Source organism: Paenibacillus sp. DRB1-1, from assembly GCF_052119485.1.
Lineage (GTDB): Bacteria > Bacillota > Bacilli > Paenibacillales > Paenibacillaceae > Paenibacillus > Paenibacillus polymyxa_B.
Window position 1 is genome coordinate 180,798 of sequence record NZ_JBODQH010000002.1, and the last position, 20,884, is coordinate 201,681.

Here is a 20,884-nt window from a genome sequence, read left to right on the forward strand (position 1 = left end):
TATAAACACGCTAGTTAAATAGGTATATGTACTTATTTTCGAAAACAGCAAGGCTGGTCGGAACCGGTTCTTTGATATAATATACCTAAAAAATATTAAAAAAAATGCGTAACACATGTTAAGAAAATATTAGTTTCATTTCACTGTACCTACCTCTTAACATGAAAATAATCCTCTTGAAGGTAGCAAACATAGGGTCATTTTCCAAAATCACCATATGCTTACTGCCTACAAGGGGATTAGATTCGATCGCTTTATTCAGCTCAATCCAACAACACCTTCAGATCTTCAAGCCTGGTAACAGGTGCCTGACAGGTAAAATGCTCACACACATATACGGCTGGTTTGCCTTCCACAAGATCGTAATCACGGATATAAGAAACCGTCTCTGCAATCTCCGACTGTCCTTCATCCTTCAAAATAACGACCGTATTCGGCCTGAACCCAGCTCGAACCGCCTGAATGAACTGTACGGTCTGCGGATCGTCCCTATGACCTACAATCACAATCTCCTTCGTCGTTCCCGTCGCATACAACAACGCGCTGAGCAACGCGGAGTGGCCTGACGGGTAATGAGCAACCATACCCCCAAAAGCCTTAAACTGCTTCGCTGCATAGTTCTCTAATCGAGATTCACCCGTTAGCCGCGCAAGCCTCACAAAATTATAGGCCGCGATGCTATTTCCCGACGGAATCGCACCGTCATCAATTTCTTTAGGTTTGGCAATTAGCTGCTCACTATCTGCCCCATAAAAGAATAATCCATCCCGTTCCTCATCCCAGAACAAGTCGATCATATTTTGATTGAGCGTCAACGCCCGTTGCAGATACTCTATATCGAAGGTCGCCTGGTATAACTCGATCAAGCCCCACACATAAAAAGCATAATCATCTACATAACCGGGATAAGCTGCTTCTCCGTCCCGATAACGTGCCAACAGCCGTCCGTTCTCCTGTCTCAAATGGTTCCACAAAAACGTCTCAGCCTTCCGAGCTTGCTCTGTATATCTCATGTCTCCAAAAGCTTGTCCTGCCTTCGCCAGAGCAGCAATCATCAACCCGTTCCACGAGGTCAAAATCTTGTCATCTTTGTGGGGATGAACCCGCTGCTCTCTGGCAGCAAACAGCTTGGTGCGTAGCTCACTAACCCGCTGCTCCAGTTCCTGCTCAGTCAAGTCATGCTTGATCCCATAGGCTTCCAGATACAGGATCACTTTTGATATTATTTAATAAAAATTCTGTAGTAGCTTGTGTATCAATATCGTTCATTTTTTGGGGATTATAATAAAACTTTTCTAAATTAATAGCAGTATTTGTATCCATTAATAAGGATTGAAACTCATACGTATCATCTGCTGGAGCAAGATAAAAGTATCGATTATAACGGTCTGATCGTACATAAGTCATTCATAATATCTCCTTATCTGTGTTTTCATCTATTGAACCTATCAAAAAAGTATTACTTGAATTCAACCATGCGGTATCATGTGCTTCTTATATCTCCACCAGTTTGTCTGAATATGTATGTCCTTAAGTAAAGTGGGTAATTAGATCTATTGGGTGATTTTTGGTTAGTTTGATTAATTCATTTGAATTAATTATACTCAACAGTATGGAGGAATGGACATTGAATACAAACCTAAGCAGCGATATGAATAAAGGAAATGAAGACTCCACCCAAACTCGTTTATTAGAAGCAGGGCTGCGGATCTTTGGATTAAATGGCTATGAAGGCGTACGTACGCGGACCCTTGCAGATGAAGCTGGTGTGAACCAATCAGCGATTCCGTATTATTTCGGTGGAAAAAAAGGATTGTACTTAGCGGTTGCCCGTCGCTTGACAGCAGCCGTTCAAGATGTTTTTTTGAAGCAGGCTCTAATTGAGACTGAAGAGATTGAGAAACGGTCAAAAGAAGAAGCCGCAGAAGCTCTTAAAAAAGTCATGACGCAATTTTCCAAGACGATGATTGGCAATCATGAAACCAATGCAAGAAGTGTATTTATCGCAAGAGAGCAGCTGCAGCCTACAGAGGCTTATGACATTTTGTATGAACAATTCTTCCAGCCACTACATCAGATGATTGCCGTCTTGGTGAGTAAATTAATGGATCTAGACGCAAAAGATCCAAAAACGATATTAATCGCACATGCAATTGTTGGACAATCGGTTGCGTTCTCTGTAGCGAAGGAAACCTATTTCAGACGCCAAGGGATTCAAGACTTGGATGAAGTACACGTTGCTTTGATCGCCAAGGAGCTTGGCGAAATGTCGATTCGTACATGCAGCGGCTATTCTCATTAAAAAGAGGGTACGTAACGAAGACATAAACACTCTTCTATACGTACCCTTTTGCTATTTTACCAAGTTGCCCTCATCAGCTGAGTAGAATTTTTATTTAGTTCAATCCCCCCAGCTTCACCCACGATCACCGTTCCGCCAAGATTAATGACCTTCTTACCAATCGCACAATTCGGCTCAAATGCAAACACCATTCCTGTCTTGAGTTCGGTCTCTAACCCTATGGATGGGATCGGCAGTACTTTCCCGTACTCTCTCGCCTCAGGCAACCGTGCAATCTCATCACCAACCCCAATAAGACCAAATGGACTTATGGAATGAATAAGCGGATGAACGTGCCAGCCTCCTGCTTCACGCATCGGCTCATTCATCGCTTTGACCACATCTCCGAAGGTAGCCCCATGCCGCAGCTCTTTTACTCCGTTCTCATACGATTGTCTCGCTGCCGCTGCCGCCCGCTCGAAATCCGGATGCACAGCACCTACAGCGATTGAAGGCTGATGCTGCGTCTCTAGCATTCCGAATGATGAAAATACCTCGGCCAAAATAATATCTCCTTCTTGGATCACCCGCGGCTCCTCTGGTCGATATGTCCATGCGGGCAATCCCCATCCTACGAACTCTGGTCCTGATCCCATTAATATCGTTGTCGTGAACCCGACATGGGTCGCACAAGCATTCATCGCTGCCGCATAGATCTCATTTTCTCTCACGCCTGGCTTCGTTGCCTCAAGCATCGCCTGGCACATTTTTTCCCCAACGTTCGCTGACCATTTTAATACCTCGATCTCCTCCTGACTTTTCACAGAAGACAGTGCGAAAAATTTGTGTCCCACAGGCTTAAAGGTCCCATTCGGTAATCCCTTTAGGATCGTTTGCCAAGTATTATAGGGCATGGCTCCATCAAAGTAATAGGGAGGATAAGGCTCTAAGCCAATCACACCAAATGCTTTATTTGTAAGTCCTCTCTCTTCCATAATCTTGACAATGTGCGCACCCATTTTTCCGACATACATATTTTCCGGGCGTATCCAGCCTTGCGTATTCGTATATCCAGCTTGAATATGATCTTCCACAGCAGTGGCTAAAAAGACAACAGAGATCGGCTCTTCATTCTTAGGGAAAATGACAATAGAACCTGGACGCTCATTCGTAAAGTAGGTGTCCGGGTTAAATACAGCAGGGAACGCACCTTCTCGATCTCCATACACAATCAATACATCCACATGCTCTTCTTCCATTAGCTGATTTGCAATGTTCCATCTACGATCTCTTTCCGCAAGTGAGTAGGTAGGGATTCTAGTATCTTGATTGTTCATACCTCTTTCTCCTCCTAACGTTTATTTCTTTCCAGAGTTCATTGCTGATCGTTGCCTTTTGTCATCATCCAACCGTATACATGCGAATGGCTCCCCTCCAATAGATGTCATGAATGAACCTGTTACATTGCAAGTATAATTCATTCATTTGATTAATTCAATTGAATTGAATTAATTGATTTAAAAAGGTAGCGGTTCACAGCTTGCCTGAGTAACTTTCAAGCCAAGATCAGTGCCGAATTGTTTTATGCCATTCTGTTCGACCTCATTGCCCAGGTGTTGAAGTTGAAAGACTTTTTGCTCCCGATGCTAGCGAGCATTGATTCTAGGCCGATTTGGGCTAACGTCAACGGATACAAATACAAGCACTGCTCTTGCCGGATCATAGAAAGTGCGTTTGCGAGAAGACGTATTCCGATCCCGACGCCCAAGGTCGATTATCTGGTGGCCGATTTGGATTATTTCGATGCCGATGATCAGAAAAAAGCGCGCCTTAAGCATGATGTGGCAGTCGTTACGGAAATCAGAAAACACGATATTTCATGAACTCTGTTCCCATGAAGGAAAACCGGAATGTGAGCAAGGACATGCCCTTGTTTTCGACGGATTCGATAAAGAAACATATACCGCTTGTTTTCGCGGAGACGATGAGAAATGCGCCGCCTGTCCGCTACAAGGCCTTTGTGAGGAGCAGTTTGGCTATTCCTTCAAGGAAAATCCGTTTTTCTACGGACCTGTTTCACGGGGCAGTATGCTACAAGAGCACATGCTGAATTTCCGTAAGCAAGTGGAACTGGCGTTTGTACAAGAATCGAATCAACTAACTTCCGTTATGAAGTATAAAAAAGTAACGGTTCGTACAACAAAGCGCGTCGAGAAGTGGTTTATCTTGCGGAATGCGTTTCGATTAATTGAGCGGATGATTCAGCACTTGCGAGCCACAATCCTGCCTCCAAATCATGTGACGACCCTCAAAAAGCTGCAAGAGATTCAAGTGGAGCAAATCTCGTTGCCGTTGGCGAGGTAAGAAAGTTGAACTCCCCCTGAAAAAAAGAAAATTACGACACAAGGGATACGTCTGTCCAAAATCAGGTTTCGGCAAAGTGATCTCCGCCAACCAAGGTTCCTCTCACATCTCAGAACCCTTCCCTTTCCAATTTTGGAGCTCATATTACTTAGTCAATTTGTAGCGTTCAAACTAAATTGATACTTTTTGAACAGCCTCTATAATAATTTTTGAAAAATATAAGTAACTTACTTTATAATGTCAGAACTAGTTATTCGATATGCTAGGCCCCCTAAACTTCCTCTACAAGTTCTCACCTATAAAGCATCCTACTTAAACGAGACCACAAGCAAAAAAAAGCCAAAGAGAAGAGGATTCACTACTCACTGGCTTGTTTCACTGTATTGTTTTGTCTATAAATATATCAATTTTACGGCTGAATAATCATCCTCTCAAACCTACTATCATTAAATACATCAATCATCATTAATGCTCCTATTTTATAACCTTGGATAAAAGATAATGCTGAATGCAAAGAGCTTGAGTCACTCTGTAAATCGTATAGCTTTTCGACTTGATCAAACTCTTCTTCGGATAACCTCTCTTTGAACAGTTCCAAAAAATCAGTGATTTTCTGATTAATCTTCTGCAATTCCGGATCACTTGGCTTAATCAACTCATTCGGGCGCAATATTCCATAATAAAAATCCTCCAAAATGATTACCATCAGGCCTCCTTTCGCAGACTAATACTCCTATCACGTATAAATTTTGTGCGAAAATCGCAAAAAAACAATATGCATTTTTCGCATAAAGTAAACTTGGCTTTTGTAATGAGCATTGTACACAAGAATCCGCGACTTACGCGAAGACAAAGATCTTACACAACAACAAATGGCTGAGCTTTTACATATTACACAAGCCACCTACTCCCGCTACGAGAATGGAAATTTGGATGTTCCGAGCGCCGTTTTAATTACGCTAGCTAATTTCCATAAAGTAAGCATCGACTATATTTTAGGTCAGACAGATAACCATAAGCGCTATCCCAGCAAAAAATAATAAACCGCAGCACAAACAAGCTCGTGTGATAATCACAGGAGCTTGTTCACGTTTAGGTTAAAACTTAGCCTGGAATAAGCGGTAGCAATGGGCTGACCTTATTGGATTTAATTCCTCTATGATACCACTTCTGTCACGTGTTTAAACAGCCTTTTTAAAGCATATTATTATACTATTAAATTTAAAAATACGATCACTAATCCCATAATTTCAAACGAAAAAAACCTCCAAAACATCAACATAATCTTCTATGAAAAATTGATTCTCACGAACATCTCATCAATGGCAAGTGGAATAGCCGACAGATAGGAAAATAGGCTTGTTATTACGCTTAGCAATTTCAAAAGCCTTATCTGACCAAGGGAACCAATTTACCGGATTGTGAGCATGCTGTAGCAAATAAGGTGATTTTTCCTTGGCTAGTCTATTCGGTTTGCTGCTCGTTGTCATGGGACATCACCACTTCCGTAGTTGGATTTTATGCTTGGTACTATTTTACCCTAAATGAATGGTAAAAGTCGGAAGGGATGAAAAAAGACCAGCTCATCCAGCACGATCAACTTGAGTTTTAACGCAAACACCTTGGCGACATTGACACACTAAGGCTGGCCGCCGCTAAACTGATGACTCTCAACCGTCGATAAATTGTTTATTCAGATCATAAGTAGGTATGAAAAAGTACTGATGGATATTCTCCATCAGTGCTTTATTTACTGCAATTTTGGGATCAAGAACGGTATGTAAAAAGTTCAAGAGAGAAAATGAAATACCAAGAACGTATTTCGGAATCTGGATGTGGGAGGTAATGCGAACACACATCAAACCAAATAAAAAAGACGTGACGGATTGGTCGTTCACAGCAATCATCAGGTCACGCCCTAAGCTCACCATGTTATGAGGCCAAAATTAAATTCATTGACACGGGTAGAGTACCACGCCACTTTACAAACTAGGTATTTTTATGTGAATAAACAATTTTCTTAATGGTTTCGGTAGAGAGGAAAAACTCCTTAGCTAATTGCTCGATACTGTTGCTATTTTGAAAAGCATTTCTGATTGCGGCATTTCGCTGTTCAAGCAACCTTCTCCCGCCACTCAAACTGCCCCAATCCACATATTCCGTTTTTGGCTTAGGAATATACAGAGTCTCTCCTTGAACATATTTTTGAATTTCCATAATTAGTTTTTGAGGTAAAACTTTTGTAGCATTCGTATATCTCAATTTTGCTCGCCCCTTATTTTGATTCTTTAAAATAAGGTACAAAGCCAAAAATATTAAAAAAGCTTGTTCAGCGTTAAAAATTGTTTCGCCCCATACAAAGTAACGCTTTCCTAATAATTGGCTTTGCATGAGTGTAAGAAGTCACAGACAATCCCAATAGATTCTCCACCAGTAGGCACCCCCTTTTACCTCGCAAGTATAGCATAACTTCTGTTCCCTTGGGACCAGCTAAATGATATCAGTACAATCAAACCATTAAAATTGAGCTGATATATAACTGATCTTCATTCGTTTATGAGGTGTTGCCGGGACTTTTGTTTGCCCGACTCTTGTTATTCGCAAGCCAATGTTTTATATTGACATAAGAGTAGGTCAAAAACAAAAGAGGTGAACGGACAAGATGTCTCCACGCACGAAGGAACAAAACGAAGAGATCCGGTTGCGGCGTCTGGCGCAAATCCGGAAAGCCGCTGCCGATGTATTTTTGAATAAAGGGCCTTTACTGGAAATCCGCGATGTGGCTGTGCAAGCGGGACTCGGCTATGGCACGGTATACCATTATTACAGCAATAAGGGCAATTTGCTCCACGATCTGCTATGGGACGCGTTGGAGCGGGCCGGGGGATGGCTGGAGGCCCCGCGCACTTCGGCTTCGGGGGAGGCGCCAGCGGGCGGGCATTTCGGCTTGGCTGCTGTGGCGGACACCGGGAACTCGGCTGCCGCGGATTCTCAAAGCGGAAGCCGTGAAACGGCCGTTGCCGCAGAGCTTGGCCCCGTCGCCGCCGCCGGCATTCGGCTGCTACAGCTTTGGGCGGAGGACCACGCCCTGTACCTGCTGCATAAGCTGGCCGGTGAGGGCTTTGCCTCGCTGCCTGAAGCGCGCTCGGCCCCGCTCTCGGCCGCCTTTCGCCGGGAGGTGCTCGCGCCGCTTGGCGCGCTGCTGGAAACCGGTCGTGCGGCGGACGGGACTGCCGCTTCCGGCGGAAACGCGGCGGAGCCGCCGTATCGGCTACAGCGCGCGGAAATGCTGCTGGCCGCCTTGGTCGGCTGCGCCTCGCTTTCGCTTCGCCGCGGAAAGCTGCACGAGGAGGCCATGGATATCGTCCGGTTTTTAAAATTATAGAATTGATAAGGAGCGAATAGACAAAGATGATCATTTTAAAATCACCTAGGGAAATCGAAGAGATGAAGCCGGCGAGCCAAATCGTTGCGGACTGCTACCGCGAGGTGGCCAAACTGATCGAGCCTGGGATCACCACCCGGGAAATCAATGACTTTGTTGCCAGACACATCACCAAACTGGGCGGCAAGCAGTTTACGAAAGGGTACAACGGTTTCCCCGCCGAAACCTGCATTTCGGTCAACGATGTGGTGGCCCACGGCATTCCTTCGAACCAGGCGCTTATGGACGGCGACTTGCTGAAGCTCGACATCGTCGTGGAATACGGCGGATGGTTCGGCGATTCGTGCTGGTGCTATGCGGTGGGCAATATCCGGCCGGAAGCGCAAAAATTAATGAAGGTGACAAAGGAATGCTTGGATCTGGGGATCGCCCGGGCACTCCCGGGGGGCCGGCTCGGGGACATAACGTCGGCAATTCAACAGCATGCGGAATCAAACGGGTTTTCGGTCGTACGCGATCTGCTGGCGCATGGGATCGGGCGAAGCCTGCACGAGGAGCCAAGCTACGAGCATATCGGCGTAGCCGGCAAAGGCATTCGGTTAAAGGAAGGCATGGTGTTTACGATTGAACCGATGATCAACCAAGGTACGTTCCGTATCACGATCGACGACGATCAGTGGACGGCGAGAACGGCCGACGGCAAGTTGTCAGCGCAATATGAGCATACGATCGCAGTTACGTCGGACGGACCACTGATTTTAACGGCCCAGTAAGCATAGAGGCGAACGGACGGCAATGCGTCATTTTAGGAAATAAGCCGCCAACCCGGCCTGCTTGGCCTGACGAAAGTTCGTAATCCGAAACGCGAAAAAGCGCTGGTTCCAGCCTGGGACCAGCGCTTTTTTTACATGGTTTGTAACTTGACCGATTTACGAAAAACCACGTTATTATGCAGTTTTTTATTATGACTTTGGTATCGTGTTGCGGATTTACACTCTCTCTTGGCTAGCCCTGTCTTGCTTGTATTTTTTTCATTGCAAATCTTGCTATTGGCTGAGCAATCAATAGCTCAATCCAAAATGCTACACCAAAATTTCTAAACCAACTATGAAAGAAGTTCTGGAAAGGTTCAATAAAACTCTAGCATTAAATCCATCTGTTTTTCCTACGAATTTGGGTATCACTTTACCCACTAACGGTCCCACAACTAATCTTACTAACAAAACAACGATAATCCACATAAACGGAATAATCTTTAGCGATTCTAAATAATTTCCTTTACTAAAGCCGCGTTCCAATCCCATAATAATTGGGGCGATCGTGTTTACTGAAATAATTGAAATAATCAATAAAAATAATATACCTTCTTTTGCGTTTTGAGGCAGTCTCTCTTCCTTATACATATTGTTTCCCTCCGAAATAAAAATATTTCAGATGGTAGACGTATCATGCGACATATATTTTTGGTCATTAAAACTAGTACCAATATCTCTACACACTGATCTAACAATTATAACAACTTTTTTTAAGCAAATGAAAGGATTTCTAAAACATTTTTTCTGCCAGTGACATTCGTAAACTATGACGATCCTTGGACTGTCGCTACAAGAATAGAAAGAGAATAACGGCAGGCTACACGAGTCGTACTAATAATGTAATATATAATCAAGCATAAAACTCATAAAGGAGTATATGAACCAGATGAACAATTTTCTGAATGAATTTGAGGAAAGATTTAGGGCAGGATTTTTGGATGATCTTAAAAGCATACTGGAAGAAGTGAAGAATGAGAAGGTTTACAGTTGTGCTTTGGGGACAGACAGCGATTTTGTCACATTGTTTCTTGCTGTTAATACAGAAGAATCACTTGCTAAACATATCATAAACATGAAAGCTCAAGGCCTGTGCAACAGCAAGGAAGATGAAATTTATTATAGATGGGGATTAAGCGAATATCAATATGGCGATGCAACACATCTCAATCATATTAGCAAATTTCTGTATGCAATCGACAATGTGTTTGACCATAAAGATGAAATGATAAAAATTATGTCCAAGGTAGTTAAGGAAACAAACGATGTACTTTTTAATCAATTCGGTCAATCCAAAGAAGATATTATTTTTTTCGTGTCCATGACGGATGATGATATGGCCGAGGAACTGGAAAATCAGTCCGTAATTCAGATGACAAATGCCAAATTAGTTGATGACTTCTTGCATCGTTATCAATAGAAGTGCAGTTTGAAGCAACTCACGTACTGTCTTCTCCTCCACTGTCTTCTTTTCACCAATTATAATGGGAAGCAGTGAGATAAACTCCTTGCTTCCCATTTGCTTATTTGCGAATAAATGTTCTTTCAACCACTGCTTATAAAACTGCAGTTGCTCTTTGGTGTGAACCATGTCATCACATTATGGATAGCTATAAATATCTTATCTGATTCACCACCCCACAAAATTGCCGGGATGCCCTCGATTTTCAATTCTTGCTTTATCATTACTTTATCCTCGCTTAAAACAGCCAATGGTACGTTGTTTTCCTGATCAAAATGTTCTTCGCGATTCCACTGCTCCAAATTTATTTTGTTAGAATTCATGATCAGTACCCTACTTTCACCCGATTCAGAAAAATTGAGTGTTATATCCTATGATACTACGATGGTAAGAAAAACAAACTACGCCGCTATCATACTCATGGTGTGCGAATGCGTATGTTTTACTGAAGCGAGACTCCGGTTCAGCTTATGATTGACGATTCCGATCACCACGTCCGGCTCCATTTCATCCTGATGGGAGAGCATAACCATTGCTGCAATATCTCCCATCTGATATGCTGCCGTCAACGCCCTTAGAAAAGTCTTCGAGTTTTCACTTTCCGGTAAGGATAACTCTCCTTTGAGGAGATCCTCCCTGACTGCTCCAAGCGATTTTCGTGCCCGGTGGAGTGCAACTTTTACCGCTCCCTCCGTTGTTTCAAGCATGTCGGATGTCTCACGAATCGAATATCCAAACACATCTCGCAGCAAAAAAACAGTTCTCTGAAGCGGAGGTAAATGTTTCATTAAGGACTGCAACGCTATCTCGATTTCAAAAGATCCATGATCGGGTACAGTTACTTTCGCTTGTTCCCTATTCAATATCCGAGTGTAGACTGCTTTTCTCCGTATGTCATCAATCCAGGTGTTCTTAGCAATCCGTAACAAAAGCGCTTCGGGATTTGTATGCTCGAAGCTATTTAACTTACCTAATGCTTTTGTCCAAGTGTCCTGAGCCAGTTCTTCCGCATCCCAATTTGATTTCGTAAGCGACAGACAGTAACGTTTCAGGACCGCCTGTAATTCCTCCAAGTTCTCGATGTTTATTATATTATCTGTCATTTGTATAGAATCATCTATGCGCATAGGTCCTCTCCTCCACGGTCTTATTCTGCCCTTTCCTAGAGCAAAGCCATTTGCTACCTCCAATGTAAACGAACAAGTGGTTGTAAAAGTTACACCATTTACGCAAATCGTTTTCCCATTGAAACCTCCGTATCTTTTTACGGCCTCGGTTCGTTTACAAGGAGAAATCAACTGGAAACAGGACATTGGGGGTATAAAAAATGAGTGTTTATGTGCCTTATGTTGTCGAGCAAACCGCTCAAGGTGAAAGATCGTACGATATTTATTCAAGACTATTAAAGGATCGTATTGTATTTGTCGGGGCAGCCATCGATGATCATTTGGCTAACAGTATTATTGCTCAATTATTGTTCCTGGCGGCAGAAAATCCGGAAAAAGAAATTTACATGTATATCAACAGCCCGGGTGGCTCTACTTCCGCAGGATTTGCCATTTATGATACGATGCAGTACATCAAACCCGATGTGCACACGATATGTACGGGATTTGCTGCTTCGTTTGGCGCTATCCTTTGCTGGCGGGCGCCAAAGGGAAACGTTCGGCGTTGCCGAACAGTGAAATCATGATCCATCAGCCGCACGGTGGCGCACAAGGTCAGGCTAGCGATATTGCGATCAGCGCAAAACGAATTTTATGGACTCGTGAAAAGGCGACCCGTATCACAGCTGAACGGACCGGGCAATCTTTTGAAAAAGTCGAAAAAGATATGGACCGGGATTTTTACATGTCCGCTCAGGAGGCACTGGAATATGGTGTTATTGATCAAGTGATAACTTCTTTGTAGAGTATGCTCAAAACCTAATGATCTGCAAGAAACTTCAAGAAATAATACGAGGTGATATCATGTTAGCAAGCTTACAAGGCAAGGAAGTAACTATTCATTTTATAGATGGGACAAATGTATGCGACGGGATATTGGATCAGATTGACGACAAGTTCGTTAAATACCTTACGCAATATCAGACGCTTGTTATTCCTATTACATCCATTCGCACCGTATCCATTGACATTAAGGAACGGCAACGCCACAGAGTTGGATTCGCCCCATGAACCTATTTTAGCATGGGTGGCAATTACATTGTACGGAGGCCCGATATTATGGAAATTTCACAGGGAGTAGAAATGCTTCAGCTAGATTTTCATGGGAATATAATTCACCCCATTCTTTTGTGGGATCGAGAAATGGCTGTATTAATAGATACTGGATTTCCCGGGCAAATGGAAGATTTAGGCGTGGCTATGGAAAAGGTAGGCGTGTCGTTTGACCAACTAAAAGCTGTGATTTTGACGCATCAAGATGTGGATCATATAGGAAGTCTTCCTGAGATTTTGCAGGAGTGTGGCAGTTATATTAAAGTCTATGCACACGAACTGGATAAGCCGTATATTCAGGGGGAGATCCCTCTTTTAAAAGATGGTCACCTTGTGAATCCCCCGAAGGGGAAAGTGGACGATACATTAATAGATGGTCAGGAACTGCCGTTTTGCGGCAGGATTCGCGTCGTCCATACACCTGGGCATACACCTGGTCATATCAGCCTTTATTTAAGGCAAAGTAAGACTCTTATTGCCGGGGATTCGATGTACAGTGTAAACGGGATTCTCGCGGGAATTCATGTCCCGACCACACCAAATATAAATGCAGCTCGTCTCTCATTGAAAAAGTATTTGGATCTCGACATTGCATCCGTAGTTTGTTATCACGGGGGATTAAGTAATGTACATGTGAATGATCAGATATTAGGACTTAGTGGCGAGTTAATTTATAGCAATTTGAAGCAACCCCGTAAATGACCGGGGTTGCTTTTATAATGTTCATATGAATTGTATCTAATACCCACACTTTATTGATAGACACGCACGTAATCGACTAGCATTTGGGACGGGAACTGCGTCGAGTTATTGGGAGCACCAGGCCAGTTTCCGCCGATCGCTAGGTTCAGGAGAATAAAGAACGGCTGCTGAAATTCTTCGGTGTTCCCGGTTCCGTTCTCTATATAAAATTCATTGAACTGCTGTCCGTCGACAAACCAGCGGATATACTTGGAGTCCCACTCGATGCTGTACACATGGTATTGGGAAAAATCCAGATTGCCCGATACCCGCCCAAAGTCAGCGTGGCCTCCCGCATCCCAATGCACAGTACCGTTCACAGAAGGATTGTTGTTTACACGTTCCATAATGTCGATTTCTCCGCATTTCGGCCAACCTACCGAGCTGATGTTGCTGCCTAACATCCAGAAAGCCGGCCATATCCCTTGACCGGACGGTAACTTGATGCGCGCTTCCACTTTCCCATAAGTAAATTTTTTCAAGTCTTGAGTTTTGATCCGGGCTGAGGTGTAATTCATTCCGCCGTAAGCTTCTTTTTGTGCCGTAATCACCAGATTGCCTCCGGTAACCTGCAAATTCTGCGTACGGTTGGTATAGTACTGCAGTTCATTGTTTCCCCATCCGCCGCTTCCGGTACCGATTTCAGGGGTCCAATTGGACCGGTTTAACGAGGTTCCATTAAATTCGTCGCTCCACACAAGATTCGAGTTCGGTGCTGCGCTTGTATGCATTGCTGGAAGCAGAACGGTTAGGAGACTGAGCAGCGCTACCGCACATAATCCTTTTCTTAGCATTAGTTCCCTCCTCAATAATAATAATCCAAGTTCTTAGACACTTCAGGAAAATAACCCTTCAAGCGGTATTGACCATTGAAACGGGGATCACCTCTCTTTATATTTTTCTTCTTGGACAGCTCATAAATTAGAATCGTAGATAGACGATTGAAAAAATATACCGCTCAAGCAGGAGTATAATGGAAACAAAATCCATATTCAACCTATATTCAAGGTTTCTTCTTAAAAATTACTTTCCCATATAGATAAAGCCAGTCTTTATAAATCAATAAGAAATTTAACTGCCTGCCATTAAAACAAACGTAGTAGCACGTATCGCAGCCTATCGGGCAAGTGGCCTCACGATGAAAGCTTGGTGCTCCGCAAATCATTGTTCTGTCGAAGCTTAAAGGGTACGAAGAGCAGTTCCGCTTAGCGAAAAAGAAGCGTTTCGGTGCTTCCAGCGAGCAGACGCATCCGAATCAATTAGAACTCCCGCTGTATCGCACCGGACGCGGTGTAGCGCTGGCGGTCATCTACGATTACCAGAAGAGACGTGGCGGCGAGCATCCACAAATCTTCTTATCCGGAGGAAACCTTACCCCTCAATTCCGTACAACTCATAGCGATGTCGCCACTTCACTAAGGTGGTAACGCTGTGTTATGTTTTTTGCTACTTCCACACGGCTGCTCTGTCCTGCTTTTAACTCCTACATGATGGCTAGTTTCTCAATCGCATTGTATTCGTTCTTCTTAGACAAAGGAAAACTCCCCTTCAAGTAGCGGTTTATTTATTAAACCTGTCTACTTGAAGGGGAGCATATCAAAATCGGGAGCCTGTTCCGTAATTTATAATAGCGAGGTTACGAACTTCACCTCCGGAAAGCGGCTATCCGGTCCTTTCATTAAGATTCCGCCTTGATTTTTCAGATACCTATCGAAGAAATCCAGCATATAGGCATTGATAACGGAGTTCGCTCTTTCGGGCGCAATCTTTCCTGTAATGCCCAACATTTTGAAAATCGGAGAAATGAACTGTACGTCGGCAAATTCAAATGCTCCGTATTTTCGATATAGAGGACCTGTCCCCCTTCGTCGACCGTTTCGCGCATCCGTTCAAGCTCCAACTTTTTATCTTCCGTTACTTGATCCTCCCACTCTCTTGTTGAGCCCATACGGTTAAGCTCTGCATCCGTGTAGACCCGGTTATCCATCACCATTTTTAATTTTTCGAAATAGCTTTCCGAGTTGATGAACAAAAACGGCTTTCGCAGACCCTCTCTGTCACGCAGTCGATAAAGCCCTCCATCAAGGTCTATTCCAACCGCGATTCGCGGATCGTAAGAAGCGTCATAGGCCGTCGCTCCGCCGATGGAATGACCGAACACCCCGACATGACCGAGATCAATCCTCCCTTTTAGATGACTTGGAATCTGCCCCGATTGGATGAGCTCGAATTGGTCCAGCGCAAACGCCACATCGCCGGTTAAAACTTGTCCCAACTTGTCGCGATTTCCTCTACTCGTCTGATAATCATGGGCGGGCGAGAATAAGTCGTTGGTTGTGCTGGTCGTGATTTGCCCGTCCGGAAACTCGGTTGCAAATGTATTGTAGGTGTGGTCGATCACTGCCACGATATATCCATGACTCGCGAGATTTTCGGCTTGCGACGTGTGGAGGAACCTAGAAGAGCCGTTGCCGGGATTCGCAAGGATCAGCGGGTATGAAGTCTGTGCCGAAGAGACTTCGGCCCCCGAATAAGCATGACTGGATACGTACTTGAGGTGTTGAAACGTAAACCCGGGAAGGCCATAGTCCGCGGCCATGTAACGTAAAATCTGGGTATTAGGAATAAAGGGAGCGTACTTGCCGGTGCTAGCTTGAGCCGGATACCAGACCTGAACCATCAATTCTCTCTTACCCTCTCTGGCTTCGTCGAAAATCTCTTCCCTATTTGTATCCACGAAATGAAAAGTTTGCGTTCCTACCTTAAATTCGCCTGTCGGTTCAGGTAGTTTAAATACAGGAAAAGCATACATGAGACCCGCTGTTACGACCAGCATTATTGCTATAGCGGTATAAGCTGAACCCAACATGAATCGTGGGATTTTTTTTGGCCGTTTTTTTTAAAATAGCTATAACCTGAAATGGCTAAAAAAATGATCGTTATGCAATATGGGAAAAATAGCTGAACTCTGTATCCTTCCACCGTCCAATGAATGACCAGTAAAAGTGTGGCAATCCCGCTTGCAACGAATACTGGAATTCTACGCCGTCCTTTTTTTAATAGTACGGTTAATGCAAACAAGCCGATGTTTGACAATAAAAGCAACAGTTCAAACAGCCTCATCTCGATTCTCCTTTTAAAAAATTTCTATTTTCGTTTGTTCCAATCTTATCCTGCCAGGCTGGCCTAAGCTATCGATTTGCCTTACATCAACCTAACAGTTTTGTAATTCGATCTTGCGGTATTGGAGGACTCGTAAAACCAAGGATGAAACAGGAAATACCCATAAGTATGTGGTTAATACATCACAGACTTATAACGACTATGGTAGTATCACAAGCGTTGTTGACGTGTTGGGTGTACCAACAACGTACACCTATGATGCAACGTCGCATTTACTTGTTGGTGGCTCGAAACCAATTTATGCGACTCAAACACAATATACGGAATATGTACGTGATGCATTTCATGGCAATGTGACAAAAATTCGTGTTCGTGAAGCCCGATATTATGGAAATTTCACAGGGAGTAGAAATGCCTCAGCTAAGGCGTGTCGTTTGACCAACTAAAAGCTGTGATTTTGACGCATCAAGATGTGGATCATATAGGAAGTCTTCCTGAGATTTTGCAAGAGTGTGGCAGTCATCTTAAAGTCTATGCACACGAACTGGATAAGCCGTATATTCAGGGAGAGATCCCTCTTTTAAAAGATGGTCACCTTGTGAATCCCCCGAAGGGGAAAGTGGACGCTACCTTAATAGATGGTCAGGAACTGCCGTTATGCGGCAGGATTCGCGTCATCCATACACCTGGGCATACCCCTGGTCATATCAGCCTTTATTTAAGGCAAAGTAAGACTCTTATTGCCGGGGATTCGATGTACAGTGTAAACGGGATTCTCGCGGGAATTCATGTCCCGACCACACCAAATATAAATGCAGCTCGTCTCTCATTAAAAAAGTATTTGGATCTCGACATTGCATCCGTAGTTTGTTATCACGGGGGATTAAGTAATGTACATGTTAATGATCAGATATTAGGACTTACCCAAGGATTATAAAGTTAAAGTTCCAGCAAGCTACCTTTTGGTGAAACGATGTTGTGAGCGAGAGGATTATTTAAAATAACACTTTGTTAAAGTTCAATCACAAATTAACAAAGTGTTATTTTGCATTTCACAAAATAGATCTTCATTGTTTATTCCTGCAACCCATAATCCACGCGTGCTAACTTGTATATAGATCAGACTTTAACTGATTAAAAATATATTCTTGCATTTGATCTAAAAGAAGAATGATATTAGCATCTTTGCCATTTTTCAAAACCCACTGAATAGACATCATTGAGTTAGCAGCATATAGTTCCGCTAAATACTCCAATGCAATCGAAGTTGAAGAATTCTGTTGCTTTAAATAATCTAAGCAAGTCCTAAACAAAATTTGTTCAAATTCCTTACGTAGATCTGCTGTTACTTCATGAACGGCTAACAATGTTGAAATTTCGAGCTTATTTTTAATCATTTTATCGGTTACAAGTTCTATGGCATTTGCCACCTTACCATCTTCGATGGGATCAAAACGCTGCTCAATTTCAACTTTAAAATCAGAAGCATACTGTTTAACTATTTTTTCTAGCAAGTCGTACTTATCTAAATAATGACTATAAAAAGTAGAACGTCCGATAAGAGATTGATCACAAATTTTTTTGATCGTAATATCTTTAAAATCATGTTGTTGGAGTAATTCTATTAAAGCTCGCTCAATAGCTATTTTTGTTTTATAAATTCTGATATCTTCATTCATTTAACCACTTGCTCCTTATGTGTAAGTTTTCGAACACTTCATATATAACATGTAAGATATCTTACAGATTATGCGATACTGATTATTTTTTATGTAGTAACTATACTCTATAGTAAGCACATACCCAAATTGAAGGAGGAAAATATATGTTTAAATCATATGTCAATAATGAACAATTCAATCTTCAAATTAATCGTTTTATCAATGATTATTATCAAGAAGATGATCGAGCACAAGCTGACTTGGAAAAAATGATTCCGAAATTAAAAGACACTCATAGCTGGTATGAAGCTTGGCTCAATTTTGCAAAGAAACGCGAAGACAGCAAGGACTATGACTTAGCCTCAGTCTACTATCAAGCTGCAGAATTTTATCTTGCAACTACAGACCCCAATAAAGAAAAAATGTATCAAAAATATAGAGAAACATTCTATAAAGGCTTTCATGATTTTGATTATGAATCCTACAAGATTCCCTATGAAGATTCCTATCTTCCTGCTGTAAAATTGTTGGCGCCTGGAGCTACGAAAACATTACTTGTCTTTGGTGGCTATGATTCTTACATGGAAGAGATGCTTAAAATGATGAAATTCATGAAGGGAATTCATTACAATATTATTGTATTTGATGGTCCAGGCCAAGGAACTGCATTAAAAAACGGTCTAAAATTCATTCATAACTGGGAAAAGCCCATATCAACGGTGATTGATTATTTCAAATTAGATCGTGTAAGTCTCGTAGGTGCTTCTTGGGGAGGGTATTTAGCTATGCGTGCGGCAGCCTTCGAAAAGAGAATCGATAAAGTAGTTGCTTTTAACATTTTCTATTGTGGTTTAGACGCCTTAAAAATGGGCATGCCAGAAGAAACGTATCAGAGTATAATGCAGCTAGTCGATCGTAATGAAGTAGATCAAGTGAATTCATTATTCGAACAGATGATGACTCACAATATTGATTTGCATTGGAAGATTACCAAAGGGATGGAAAACACCGGTGAAGCAACGCCTTTTGATCTCATTAAAAATTTCGAAAAGCACACAATGCAAGGCATTGGGGCATTCATTAATCAAGATGTTCTTTTACTAGCTGGAGAAGATGATCAATACGTACCTATTAGCCGACTCGCACAAATCCAACAAGAATTAATCAATGCTGCGTCCATTACAACCAAAGTATTTACTAAAGAAACAGGTGGTGAGCAACACTGCCAAGCAGGTCACAGGGAATTAGCCTTTAATGAAATGAAGAAATTCCTATAACAAAGTTGAATGAATACTAAAAGTATTTCACATAAAAAATCAAGAGTATTGTTAATACGGATATTTAGTAAATATTTAAAAGAATTATGTATAACGAATGGTTTCCCCCAAAGGGGAAACCGCCTTTTTTACGTCTCATTTTGATCTGCATTTTTAATAAGAATTTTATCACCTATGATTTTTTTTATTTCTAAGTAGGTTAAATGATCTAACCCTTTGTTTGTCCCTACTATAATTGTACCTTCATCTTTTGACTCAAAAGTTAAACTAACATCCATTATTTTTCCCATTTTAAACGTTACCCCTTTATCGTTCTTCAATATAAAGTTCTCCCTTAACATCACGTATACGTAAATCAGCATTTTTTAAGCGGGTTATGGTATCCCTTAGTAGTGTAATTTTCAAGAGATGTTAAATTAGGTTTAAAGACACGCTCTCGTCCAGTAAAAAGATATTGCCTCATCAGATCCGCTAAATTAGCGGCTTTTTTTGTTTTAAAAGTGCTGGCGCGTCAGTCCTTTTTTTATAAAACATCAACATGGTTTCCATATATCGAAAAGCCGAGAAATGGATGGTATAATGAAGGATGATTTAAAGAAATCTGTATTGTAGTGGAGGGATGATTCATATTGATAAATCACGATAATCTTGAAGAGTATCGAGACCCGATTAATTATGATCTTGAATTTGGCGGAGAGACTAATAAATATAATTTTTATCTTGATATGGCTAGATTGAACCCAGGCGAGGTTCTGGAACTTGCATGTGGTACAGGATTGACAACCATTCATATATCAAAATCGGGGATACATATAACAGGTGTTGATATTTCTTCATCGATGCTTGAATATGCGCGGGTTAAAGCTCAAGGTTTGCCTGTGGATTTTATTGAAGCTGATGCTCGTACATTCGATTCCGAAAAGCGTTTTTCCATGATTTATTTGACAGGAAATGCATTCCAGGCATTTTTGAGCGATGAGGATCAACGAGCCTTACTCGAAACCGTCTACAAGCACCTAGAGTCAAATGGGATGTTTGTTTTTGAAACACGAAACCCCTTGGGAACCGATTTATCCAACCAAGAGGAAAGCATCTGGGGAAATTTTATCGATAAGGATGGAATAAAAGTCAAGGTATCTGGAACACAGTCGTATGATTCAAGTAACCAGATCATGCACTGGGTCACGTTCCGAGATTGGGGATCGGAGAAAACAACTTCTCGAATTGCATGTCGCTTTACTGATAATGACACGCTTCAGCGTTTATTAACGAGCCGCGGCTTTTATATCGAAAATCAATATTCGGACTGGGATAAAACACCGTTCACTCCTTCATCTCCTTCCATCATTAGTGTTTGTCGAAAAAAACATGGAGCCTAAAACGAATAATCCCGGAATGTTCATCCCAAGTGTTTGTCGACCGCGCATATGATATCCATGCCATTCGCATGTTTTTGAAGGAATAACAAGCTATTCCAGTGATTCCCGGAAAGAAAAATCGCTGAGTCATTCTAAAATAGATTGGGATGTTTACGAAGAACGTGATTTGGTGGACTGCTT

The 20,884-nt window shown here is 42.3% G+C and carries 18 protein-coding genes and 8 pseudogenes; 13 read left to right on the plus strand and 13 right to left on the minus strand.

The genetic code is table 11. The features are described from left to right. Window positions 1–263: 263 nt before the first annotated feature. Window positions 264–1,202: pseudogene (locus tag ACQW03_RS25355) on the minus strand (thioredoxin domain-containing protein); the annotation flags it as partial. Further along, entirely contained in the window at window positions 1,177–1,407 is a 231-nt protein-coding gene (locus ACQW03_RS25360) for a hypothetical protein (protein WP_441952622.1), read from the minus strand. The pseudogene ACQW03_RS25355 and the gene ACQW03_RS25360, both read right to left, overlap by 26 nt. A 220-nt stretch (window positions 1,408–1,627) precedes the next feature. Here ACQW03_RS25360 and ACQW03_RS25365 point away from each other — a divergent pair, with 220 nt between their 5' ends. Continuing rightward, the gene (locus ACQW03_RS25365; protein ID WP_441952624.1) at window positions 1,628–2,302 is read left to right on the plus strand and encodes a CerR family C-terminal domain-containing protein; all 675 of its coding nucleotides are present in this window, start codon (window positions 1,628–1,630) and stop codon (window positions 2,300–2,302) included. Between the two features lie 56 nt (window positions 2,303–2,358). On the opposite strand, the gene ACQW03_RS25370 is transcribed toward ACQW03_RS25365, so the two are convergent. Further along, window positions 2,359–3,618: a M24 family metallopeptidase gene (locus ACQW03_RS25370; protein ID WP_441952626.1), complete on the minus strand. Its 1,260-nt coding sequence runs from the start codon at window positions 3,616–3,618 to the stop codon at window positions 2,359–2,361. 472 nt (window positions 3,619–4,090) lie between these two features. Between ACQW03_RS25370 and ACQW03_RS25375 the strand changes: the two genes are divergently transcribed. After that, window positions 4,091–4,645: a hypothetical protein gene (locus ACQW03_RS25375; RefSeq protein WP_441952628.1), complete on the plus strand. Its 555-nt coding sequence runs from the start codon at window positions 4,091–4,093 to the stop codon at window positions 4,643–4,645. 409 nt (window positions 4,646–5,054) lie between these two features. On the opposite strand, the gene ACQW03_RS25380 is transcribed toward ACQW03_RS25375, so the two are convergent. Then, a complete protein-coding gene (locus ACQW03_RS25380; RefSeq protein WP_441952630.1) occupies window positions 5,055–5,351 on the minus strand; it encodes a DUF6809 family protein in 297 nt (98 codons plus the stop codon). 112 nt (window positions 5,352–5,463) lie between these two features. Here ACQW03_RS25380 and ACQW03_RS25385 point away from each other — a divergent pair, with 112 nt between their 5' ends. After that, window positions 5,464–5,685: a helix-turn-helix domain-containing protein gene (locus ACQW03_RS25385; protein WP_441952632.1), complete on the plus strand. Its 222-nt coding sequence runs from the start codon at window positions 5,464–5,466 to the stop codon at window positions 5,683–5,685. Between the two features lie 282 nt (window positions 5,686–5,967). Here the strand turns inward: ACQW03_RS25385 and ACQW03_RS25390 are convergent. Together ACQW03_RS25390 and ACQW03_RS25395 are read right to left on the minus strand one after the other, a co-directional pair. Continuing rightward, window positions 5,968–6,135, minus strand: a pseudogene (locus ACQW03_RS25390) (DUF255 domain-containing protein); the annotation flags it as partial. A gap of 499 nt (window positions 6,136–6,634) precedes the next feature. Beyond that, window positions 6,635–6,907, minus strand: a complete 273-nt coding sequence (locus ACQW03_RS25395) for a CD3324 family protein (protein WP_441952783.1) — start codon at window positions 6,905–6,907, stop codon at window positions 6,635–6,637. A 400-nt stretch (window positions 6,908–7,307) separates the two neighbouring features. Between ACQW03_RS25395 and ACQW03_RS25400 the strand changes: the two genes are divergently transcribed. Then, a complete protein-coding gene (locus ACQW03_RS25400) occupies window positions 7,308–8,030 on the plus strand; it encodes a TetR/AcrR family transcriptional regulator (protein ID WP_441952634.1) in 723 nt (240 codons plus the stop codon). A 26-nt stretch (window positions 8,031–8,056) separates the two neighbouring features. Beyond that, window positions 8,057–8,803, plus strand: a complete 747-nt coding sequence (gene map / locus ACQW03_RS25405) for a type I methionyl aminopeptidase (RefSeq protein WP_023988527.1) — start codon at window positions 8,057–8,059, stop codon at window positions 8,801–8,803. A 232-nt stretch (window positions 8,804–9,035) separates the two neighbouring features. Here map and ACQW03_RS25410 read toward each other — a convergent pair. Then, a pseudogene (locus tag ACQW03_RS25410) lies at window positions 9,036–9,433 on the minus strand (hypothetical protein). A 298-nt stretch (window positions 9,434–9,731) separates the two neighbouring features. Between ACQW03_RS25410 and ACQW03_RS25415 the strand changes: the two are divergent. Beyond that, window positions 9,732–10,262: a DUF4303 domain-containing protein gene (locus ACQW03_RS25415; RefSeq protein ID WP_441952636.1), complete on the plus strand. Its 531-nt coding sequence runs from the start codon at window positions 9,732–9,734 to the stop codon at window positions 10,260–10,262. 125 nt (window positions 10,263–10,387) lie between these two features. On the opposite strand, the gene ACQW03_RS25420 is transcribed toward ACQW03_RS25415, so the two are convergent. Both ACQW03_RS25420 and ACQW03_RS25425 read right to left on the minus strand, forming a co-directional pair. After that, window positions 10,388–10,627 carry a hypothetical protein gene (locus tag ACQW03_RS25420; protein WP_441952638.1) on the minus strand — a complete coding sequence of 80 codons (240 nt, stop codon included), beginning with the start codon at window positions 10,625–10,627 and terminating at the stop codon, window positions 10,388–10,390. Window positions 10,628–10,705: 78 nt separating this feature from the next. After that, window positions 10,706–11,431 carry an RNA polymerase sigma factor gene (locus tag ACQW03_RS25425; RefSeq protein ID WP_441952640.1) on the minus strand — a complete coding sequence of 242 codons (726 nt, stop codon included), beginning with the start codon at window positions 11,429–11,431 and terminating at the stop codon, window positions 10,706–10,708. 200 nt (window positions 11,432–11,631) lie between these two features. Here ACQW03_RS25425 and clpP point away from each other — a divergent pair. The 3 genes and pseudogenes from clpP (at window position 11,632) to ACQW03_RS25440 (ending at window position 13,225) form a co-directional block, all read left to right on the plus strand. Continuing rightward, window positions 11,632–12,215 (plus strand): annotated as a pseudogene (gene clpP / locus ACQW03_RS25430) (ATP-dependent Clp endopeptidase proteolytic subunit ClpP). 59 nt (window positions 12,216–12,274) lie between these two features. Beyond that, window positions 12,275–12,481 carry a hypothetical protein gene (locus ACQW03_RS25435; protein WP_076294779.1) on the plus strand — a complete coding sequence of 69 codons (207 nt, stop codon included), beginning with the start codon at window positions 12,275–12,277 and terminating at the stop codon, window positions 12,479–12,481. 48 nt (window positions 12,482–12,529) lie between these two features. Beyond that, entirely contained in the window at window positions 12,530–13,225 is a 696-nt protein-coding gene (locus ACQW03_RS25440; protein WP_441952643.1) for an MBL fold metallo-hydrolase, read from the plus strand. A gap of 53 nt (window positions 13,226–13,278) precedes the next feature. Here the strand turns inward: ACQW03_RS25440 and ACQW03_RS25445 are convergent. Then, window positions 13,279–14,058 (minus strand): annotated as a pseudogene (locus ACQW03_RS25445) (glycoside hydrolase family 16 protein); the annotation flags it as partial. Between the two features lie 378 nt (window positions 14,059–14,436). Between ACQW03_RS25445 and ACQW03_RS25450 the strand changes: the two are divergent. Next, window positions 14,437–14,541: pseudogene (locus ACQW03_RS25450) on the plus strand (transposase domain-containing protein); the annotation flags it as partial. Window positions 14,542–14,886: 345 nt separating this feature from the next. Here the strand turns inward: ACQW03_RS25450 and ACQW03_RS25455 are convergent. After that, window positions 14,887–16,387 (minus strand): annotated as a pseudogene (locus ACQW03_RS25455) (alpha/beta hydrolase family protein). Between the two features lie 424 nt (window positions 16,388–16,811). On the opposite strand from ACQW03_RS25455, the pseudogene ACQW03_RS25460 reads away from it, so the two are divergent. Next, window positions 16,812–17,324, plus strand: a pseudogene (locus ACQW03_RS25460) (MBL fold metallo-hydrolase); the annotation flags it as partial. A gap of 166 nt (window positions 17,325–17,490) precedes the next feature. Here ACQW03_RS25460 and ACQW03_RS25465 read toward each other — a convergent pair. Next, window positions 17,491–18,066 carry a TetR/AcrR family transcriptional regulator gene (locus ACQW03_RS25465; RefSeq protein ID WP_025718951.1) on the minus strand — a complete coding sequence of 192 codons (576 nt, stop codon included), beginning with the start codon at window positions 18,064–18,066 and terminating at the stop codon, window positions 17,491–17,493. Window positions 18,067–18,212: 146 nt separating this feature from the next. Between ACQW03_RS25465 and ACQW03_RS25470 the strand changes: the two genes are divergently transcribed. Next, window positions 18,213–19,325 carry an alpha/beta fold hydrolase gene (locus ACQW03_RS25470; RefSeq protein ID WP_441952645.1) on the plus strand — a complete coding sequence of 371 codons (1,113 nt, stop codon included), beginning with the start codon at window positions 18,213–18,215 and terminating at the stop codon, window positions 19,323–19,325. 128 nt (window positions 19,326–19,453) lie between these two features. Here the strand turns inward: ACQW03_RS25470 and ACQW03_RS25475 are convergent, their stop codons facing one another. Beyond that, the gene (locus ACQW03_RS25475; protein WP_441952647.1) at window positions 19,454–19,645 is read right to left on the minus strand and encodes a hypothetical protein; all 192 of its coding nucleotides are present in this window, start codon (window positions 19,643–19,645) and stop codon (window positions 19,454–19,456) included. 309 nt (window positions 19,646–19,954) lie between these two features. On the opposite strand from ACQW03_RS25475, the gene ACQW03_RS25480 reads away from it, so the two are divergent. After that, window positions 19,955–20,704: a class I SAM-dependent methyltransferase gene (locus tag ACQW03_RS25480; protein ID WP_076294561.1), complete on the plus strand. Its 750-nt coding sequence runs from the start codon at window positions 19,955–19,957 to the stop codon at window positions 20,702–20,704. The last annotated feature ends 180 nt before the right edge of the window (window positions 20,705–20,884 follow it).

Excerpts from the sequence above, each read along its gene's own strand:
- map (WP_023988527.1), top strand. The coding sequence starts at position 8,057 with ATGATCATTTTAAAATCACCTAGGGAAATCGAAGAGATGAAGCCGGCG.
- ACQW03_RS25400 (WP_441952634.1), top strand. The coding sequence starts at position 7,308 with ATGTCTCCACGCACGAAGGAACAAAACGAAGAGATCCGGTTGCGGCGT.
- ACQW03_RS25435 (WP_076294779.1), top strand. The coding sequence starts at position 12,275 with ATGTTAGCAAGCTTACAAGGCAAGGAAGTAACTATTCATTTTATAGAT.
- ACQW03_RS25465 (WP_025718951.1), bottom strand. The coding sequence starts at position 18,066 with ATGAATGAAGATATCAGAATTTATAAAACAAAAATAGCTATTGAGCGA.
- ACQW03_RS25415 (WP_441952636.1), top strand. The coding sequence starts at position 9,732 with ATGAACAATTTTCTGAATGAATTTGAGGAAAGATTTAGGGCAGGATTT.
- ACQW03_RS25470 (WP_441952645.1), top strand. The coding sequence starts at position 18,213 with ATGTTTAAATCATATGTCAATAATGAACAATTCAATCTTCAAATTAAT.
- ACQW03_RS25380 (WP_441952630.1), bottom strand. The coding sequence starts at position 5,351 with ATGGTAATCATTTTGGAGGATTTTTATTATGGAATATTGCGCCCGAAT.
- ACQW03_RS25360 (WP_441952622.1), bottom strand. The coding sequence starts at position 1,407 with ATGACTTATGTACGATCAGACCGTTATAATCGATACTTTTATCTTGCT.
- ACQW03_RS25440 (WP_441952643.1), top strand. The coding sequence starts at position 12,530 with ATGGAAATTTCACAGGGAGTAGAAATGCTTCAGCTAGATTTTCATGGG.
- ACQW03_RS25425 (WP_441952640.1), bottom strand. The coding sequence starts at position 11,431 with ATGCGCATAGATGATTCTATACAAATGACAGATAATATAATAAACATC.
- ACQW03_RS25375 (WP_441952628.1), top strand. The coding sequence starts at position 4,091 with ATGATCAGAAAAAAGCGCGCCTTAAGCATGATGTGGCAGTCGTTACGG.
- ACQW03_RS25370 (WP_441952626.1), bottom strand. The coding sequence starts at position 3,618 with ATGAACAATCAAGATACTAGAATCCCTACCTACTCACTTGCGGAAAGA.
- ACQW03_RS25420 (WP_441952638.1), bottom strand. The coding sequence starts at position 10,627 with ATGAATTCTAACAAAATAAATTTGGAGCAGTGGAATCGCGAAGAACAT.